This window comes from Corallococcus sicarius (assembly GCF_003611735.1).
Lineage (GTDB): Bacteria > Myxococcota > Myxococcia > Myxococcales > Myxococcaceae > Corallococcus > Corallococcus sicarius.
In genome coordinates, this window is record NZ_RAWG01000474.1 from 1 (window position 1) to 5,176 (window position 5,176).

General features: G+C 67.7%; 5 protein-coding genes. 3 read left to right on the forward strand and 2 right to left on the reverse strand.

The annotated features are described in order from the left end of the window. Nucleotides 1-47 precede the first annotated feature (47 nt). From D7X12_RS39015 to D7X12_RS39025, 3 genes are all read left to right on the forward strand, one after another. Nucleotides 48-1,028: a tetratricopeptide repeat protein gene (locus tag D7X12_RS39015; protein ID WP_120630231.1), complete on the forward strand. Its 981-nt coding sequence runs from the start codon at nt 48-50 to the stop codon at nt 1,026-1,028. 63 nt (nt 1,029-1,091) lie between these two features. Then, nucleotides 1,092-1,610: a hypothetical protein gene (locus D7X12_RS39020; RefSeq protein ID WP_120630232.1), complete on the forward strand. Its 519-nt coding sequence runs from the start codon at nt 1,092-1,094 to the stop codon at nt 1,608-1,610. 3 nt (nt 1,611-1,613) lie between these two features. After that, complete coding sequence (locus D7X12_RS39025) at nt 1,614-2,171, forward strand: hypothetical protein (RefSeq protein WP_120630233.1); 558 nt, start codon at nt 1,614-1,616, stop codon at nt 2,169-2,171. A 218-nt stretch (nt 2,172-2,389) separates the two neighbouring features. On the opposite strand, the gene D7X12_RS39030 is transcribed toward D7X12_RS39025, so the two are convergent. Beyond that, nucleotides 2,390-3,733: a right-handed parallel beta-helix repeat-containing protein gene (locus tag D7X12_RS39030; RefSeq protein ID WP_147443939.1), complete on the reverse strand. Its 1,344-nt coding sequence runs from the start codon at nt 3,731-3,733 to the stop codon at nt 2,390-2,392. A gap of 269 nt (nt 3,734-4,002) precedes the next feature. Beyond that, nucleotides 4,003-5,176: glycosyltransferase family 4 protein (locus tag D7X12_RS39035; protein ID WP_208719565.1), on the reverse strand; the 1,174-nt coding region annotated here is incomplete at its 5' end.

Sequence of the window (5,176 nt, forward strand, 5' to 3'; positions counted from 1 at the left end):
CCGACCCCTACCTCCAGGCCGTGCGCCGGGAGCTGGAGCGCTAAGCCATGCAGCCCGAGCCCACCAACTGGTTGCCCGGAATCATCGTCCTCTCGGTCGCCTTCGTTCTGGCGGCCGCGTGGCTCCTCTTCCAGCGCCTCAAGGGCGGCGGCGCGTCCCCTTCCGCTGCCCCTGGCGCCGTGGCGAAGGCGGACGGGACGGCGGAGGACCTGACGCAGCGGGCGCAGTCGCTCATCGAGCAGCTGCGCACGTTGGAGGCGGAGAAGCACCACTTCACCCCGGAGCACTACACGGCGGAGAAATCGCGCCTGGAGCACGAGGCGGCGGCCGCGCTGCGCGCCCGGGACGAGCACCAGAAGCGCCAGGCGGCCGGGGTGTCGGCGCCCGCGCGCAACGTGCCGGCGCGCACGGGCTGGGCCTCGCGCAACCCGCAGATGGTGGGGGCGCTGTGGGGCGCGGGCGTGGTGATCTTCTTCGGAGGGTTGGGCTACCTGCTCGTCTCCGAGCAGAAGCCGCGTGAGGAAGGCCAGATGGGCACCGGCGCGACGCCGCCGGGCATGGGCGCCCCGATGCAGCAGCAGGCGGGCGGCATGCCCCAGGGTGAGAACGACGAGATGGAAGAGGCGCGCCGTCGCTTCGAGTCGAACCCGAGCGACGTGGAGGCCGCGTCGATGCTCAGCCACGAGCTCATCCGTCGGCAGGAGTTCACGGAGGCGATGAAGGTGACGCAGAAGGGGCTGGCCGTGGACCCCTTCAACGTGGAGCTGCGGGTGCACCGGGGCGTGCTGCGCGCGACGGCACAGGGCGACCTGCCCGGCGCGGAAGAGGAGCTGGTGGAGCTGGTGAACACGTGGCCGGACGCACAGGAGGCCCTCATCTTCCTGGGCAGCCTGGCGCTGCGCCGTGGGGACAAGGCCCGCGCGCTGGAGCACTTCGAGCGCTTCACCGTGGAAGTGCCCAAGAACATGCAGCCGCCGCAGCTGGCCCCCGCCGTCGCCCAGCTCCGCGCGGAAGTGGGACAGCAGTAGCCGTTGGCAGGAAGGGGCCGGTGTTCCCGGCCCCTTGGTGTGTGTCACCCCTGGAGGTGGGCCATGGGTGTGTCAGGAGCCTGGAAGCTCGGAGTCGGCATCGCACTCTGCTGCGGTTCCACGCTGCTTCCAGGCTGCGCCACGGGCGGCTCCGGAACGTATGTGGAAGGTGCGCAGCGTCCCCGCCACTTCGTCTTCCAGGAACAGGTGAAGCGGCGTGGCAAAGGCCCCGGTGGTTGGAGGGCCGCCTGTCTCCACGTCGGCATCGCCCGCGACACGGGCGAGCTGTTCTTCTGCAAGTTCGGCGTGGAGATGCCCATCGCGAACGAGCCCCAGGGCGTCATCTCGACCGAACAGGCCCAGAACCTCTCCGCGAGCTGCGCCAATCAGGCTGCCAAGGCAACGTTCTCCACGGCAACACCCGCGACCCCCATTGGCATTGCCTGCGAAGAGTTCAAGCAGTTCTATGACCTGACACTCAACCGAGCCATCGCGGGAGCCCACGTGACGAAGGTTTGTGCTGTCGGCATCCAACCCGTGGTCGTCTCTCCGGTGGGACCGGCCGTCGGCGGGAGCCTGTAACCCATGTCGCTCTCCGCCAGCACGCTGCTGGGCATCGTCCAGGACTACTGGCCGTCACGAGAGGATGAGCGCCAAGAGCCTGGCCCTGAAGCACATCGGCTTCAGTCGCTCTGGAACCAGAAGCTCCAGGAACGGCAGTCCTGGGACGTCCTGCTCGACCAGATGGAAGCGGCATTTCCGCACGACACCGTCGCGGACATCACCGCGACGCTCGACGCCTGTTTCCGATGCGCCGTGTATCCGAAGAACGCGCCAGGAGCACCCGCCTCGCGGTGGGTCACTGTTGGCTGCGCCAGTATCATCGCGCCCGTCTTCACGATGTTCCGCCTTCAGTTCGAGTACGGAACGGAGCGCATCTTCCGGCAGCTCGATAGGGAGCCGCCTCTGACCACGGAGCCGGGACGAACACTCTCCAGGCTCATGGAGTCGAACCTGGGCGCGAGTCTGCTGCCGCCGGCCATCGCCAGCGTCCCCGTGCCCCTCTTCGTGCATCGGAAGGAGCCCTTCGAGGCCACGCTCTTCGACGCGCTCTTCACGAGCACGCCTGAGCGCATTCCCTGAAGTCACCCGCTAGAGCATGCTCGCAAGACCGCAGTTCCGATCCGAGCGAGGAGCCCGCGTATTCGGGAGCATCAAGGCTCGGCGATGCCGAACCGTGCGCTGGCGAAGGGCAACCGGCCGCAAGCGGCCAGTCCGGTGCGGTACAATGGCTCCTTGTCGGCTGCGCCAGCATCCCCGCCCCCACCACGCCATTCCACAAGCCACCGGGTGGGAAGAAGCTAGCAGCCGGACTCGATGGCGCCGATGTCCGGAGCGGCCCCGCAGAACGGGAGGCCGAGGCTCTCGCCCTGGTCGATGGCGGCCGAGGCGGGCGCCAGGGTGATGCTGTCGAGCAGGGTGCTGGACTCGAGGGAGCTGGTGTCGAAGCCCTTGGCCTTCCACTGCGACAGGGTCGAGGTATTGAAGACGGCACCGGGCCGGTAGAGGTTGCTGTCCAGCTTCAGCCCCGGCGCCTGGGTGCCCAGCTTCAAGGCGTAGGCGGCGTCGATGATGTTGTTCTTCACCACCAGGTTCTCGGTGGGTCCGCCGTCACCGCTGCCCACGATGAGCGCCGGGCCCTGAAGCCGCGTGAAGGTGTTGTTGTACACCTTCGTCCCCGTGGAGACCGCCAGCTGCACGCCTCCCCCCGTCATCCCGCCCAGGGTGAGCATGTCCCGGATGCGATTGCGGCGGATGACGATGCCCGAGGGGTACGGGCCGTAGCGGTTGCCGCCCACGCCGATGGCCAGCCCCGCGTCGTAGAAGTCATTGTCCTCGATGAGGACGTTCTTCGCGGACATGTGCACCACCATGGCGCCATTTCCACCCAGGGTCGGGTGGCGCAGGGCCTTGTGCATCTTGTTGCGGCGGACGGTGACGTTGTGGCAGGTCTTGATGTCCAGCGACTGCTCGACGTTCCCATACAGGTCGTTGCCCTCGATGAGGACCCCGTCGGCCGGAGCGCTGGCAACGGAGCCATCCTCGCTGTAGCACTGGATGGCATCACCCGAATTGTCGTGGATGACATTGTCGCGCAGGGTGATGTTACGCGCCGTGGGCTGGATGATCACGCCGTGCGCGTCAACCCCACTGATGAAGATGTGGTGGATGTGATTGTTTTCGAGGGTGGCCCCGTTGGCGCTGAAGTGGAAGCTCACGCCGGCCCCGTACTGGCCGTGGTGGATTTCCGAATGGGAGAGCTTCGTACCCTGCAGGTCGCTGGTGAAGGCCACGCCATAGGCCTTGCGGTTCTGCAGGTCGATGTTGAAGCCGCTGATGCGCCAGTAGGGCTTCTCCACCACCATCAGCGCGCCGTTCACCGGGCCCAGGACGATGCGCGGATGGCCCTCGCCCTGGAGCGTGATGGGCGCGTCGGCCGTGCCACTGCGCACGGAGCCGGAGATGAGCACGCGCTCGGTATAGGTGCCGGAGCGCACCCGGATGAGCTCCCCCGGGCCGGCCAGGGTAATGGCGCGGCTGATGGTGCGCAGGGGTGCCGTCTCCGAGCCGCTGGCCGTGTCGCTGCCCGTGGTGCTCACCACCCACACCCGCTTGTACGCAGGCGGGGGGACCTGTGACTCCACGGGGGAGGCACTGTCCGGTTGCCCGGCTGACGCGGGAGTCGCCGCGGAGGGTGTCTGGGAATCGCTCTCTGGGGCCCCACTCAGACCGTCAGGGGAACCACAGGCAGACACCAGGCAGGCCGCCAGGAATGAAACGGATGTGGAGCACTTGTTGAAGGTTTTCACTGTGAACACCCTCCTGACGTGGGGTGTCGTGGACAGTGATGGCCCCTTCCCTATTCCCCTCCAGACGCCTGCCTTCTCTCCAGGCGCCTGCTCACCCAGCTGCTTCAGGCAGGATGAGGACAGACCTCTGGGAGGAATGAAGCGGTGGTGAGCCGGATGCGAGCCTGGGAGCCATACCCGACGGCCTCCTCACACCAGTCCACGTGACGCCGCACGGTTTTGGAGAGTTCGAAAGCCTCGCAGGCCCGCTGTCGTGCGGCCTCACCGAGTTGACGCCTCGCTACCGGATCATCTATCAGGCATTCGAGCGCGGCGGCGAAGCCGGCCTCGTCTCCGGGCTCTACCAGCAAACCGGTCCTGCCGTGCTGGATGAGCTCGGAGATGCCGCCGACCCGTGAGGCCACCACGGCGCAGCCGCAGGCCATGGCTTCCGCGACGGTGAGGCCGAAGGCCTCCGCCAGCGTGGGCTGGATGTAGATGTCCGACGCTCCGAGCAGATCCTGTACGTCGCTGCGCAGCCCCAGGAACTCCGTCTGATGCTGGATGCCGAGCTGCACCGCGAGCATGCGCAGGGACTGCTGCGCCGGACCATCTCCGACGACGCGCAGGTGCCCCCGGGGCGAGCGCAGGCGCCCGAGCGCCCCCAACAGGTGGTGCACGCCCTTGTGCTCCACGAGGTTGGCGATGGTGATGAGCTCCACTGGCCCCCCGGGCCGCGGGCGCGCGCCGGGATGGAAGCGCCGGGTGTCCACGCCGTTGAGGATGGTGTGAGAGCGGTGGGGATAGAGCCCGAAGCGCCGGCCCTCCTTGACGCGCACGTGCTCGGAGACACCCGCCAGGCTGTGCACGCGGACCATGGTGGCCTGGTTCGCCGCCCAGCGCAGGCTCCGGCGCACCACGTTCCCTTCCTCGTGGATGAGGTCCGAGTGGGCCGTGTACAACACCTGGGTGGGCCACGCCGCGTAGGCCGCCATCGCGATGATGCTGCGCGGGGCCAGGAAGTTGAGGTGGATGACGTCATGGCTGGCCAGACGCCGCGTCATGGCGAGCAGCCCGGAGCGCTCGAACTCCGCCAGGTCATCCACCCGCGCGCCACTCGCCTTCAGCTCCGTGACAAAGGATGGAAGCATGGGCTCGTGAAGCCAGACATCCACCTCATGACCGCGCCGCGCGGCCTCCCGGCAGAAGGTGTGAATCCAGTCCTCCAATGAGCCCTGCTTTCGTGGAGCCAGGCTCATCAGCAGTGCGATGCGAAGCCCCTTCATCCCGCCCCCCCTC

What these genes read in the sequence shown, in the direction of transcription:
- D7X12_RS39015 (WP_120630231.1), top strand. Translation starts at nt 48, where the DNA reads ATGCAGCCCGAGCCCACCAACTGGTTGCCCGGAATCATCGTCCTCTCG.
- D7X12_RS39020 (WP_120630232.1), top strand. Translation starts at nt 1,092, where the DNA reads ATGGGTGTGTCAGGAGCCTGGAAGCTCGGAGTCGGCATCGCACTCTGC.
- D7X12_RS39025 (WP_120630233.1), top strand. Translation starts at nt 1,614, where the DNA reads ATGTCGCTCTCCGCCAGCACGCTGCTGGGCATCGTCCAGGACTACTGG.